Below are 470 nucleotides of genomic sequence, written 5' to 3'. Positions count from 1 at the left end.
GCGCCACCGCGCGAGCCACGCCGGGTCGGCGCCGCCCGGCCCGGGCGCGGCGCCGTCCGGGTCGAGCCACCCGGTCGGGACCGCGGGCAGGACGGACGCGGCGTTGCGCGCGGCGTCGGGCCACGGCCCGGAACCGTCCGCGACGACGCGCACGTCGACGCCCGCGCGGCCGAGCAGCCTCTGCACGGGCCGCGACAGGGTCGGGCGGCCCAGCACCACGACGTGCTCCACGGCGTCGACGAGCTCGTCGACGCCGAGCACGAGCGGGTGGGCGACGACGAGGTGCGTGCCGCCCACGGCGCCGGACGACGGCTCCGCGAGCAGGGGCCAGCCGCGCGCCTCCGCGAGCTCGCGCGCGACGGGGCCCGCACCGTCGCCCGCGACGACGACCGTCCGCGCGCCCGGTGCCGGCTGGTCCGCGGCGAGGACGGCGCGCGCGGGCACGACCGTCGTCGAGGGCGCGTCGGCCG

At 82.3% G+C, this 470-nt stretch carries 1 pseudogene; it reads right to left on the bottom strand.

The features are described 5' to 3' along the window. A pseudogene (locus tag GJV82_RS19685) lies at positions 1–470 on the bottom strand (2-succinyl-5-enolpyruvyl-6-hydroxy-3-cyclohexene-1-carboxylate synthase); the annotation flags it as partial.

It is taken from the genome of Cellulosimicrobium composti (genome assembly GCF_009711085.1).
Taxonomy (GTDB): Bacteria; Actinomycetota; Actinomycetes; order Actinomycetales; family Cellulomonadaceae; genus Cellulosimicrobium; species Cellulosimicrobium composti.
This window is presented reverse-complemented; position numbering and strand designations above follow the sequence as displayed.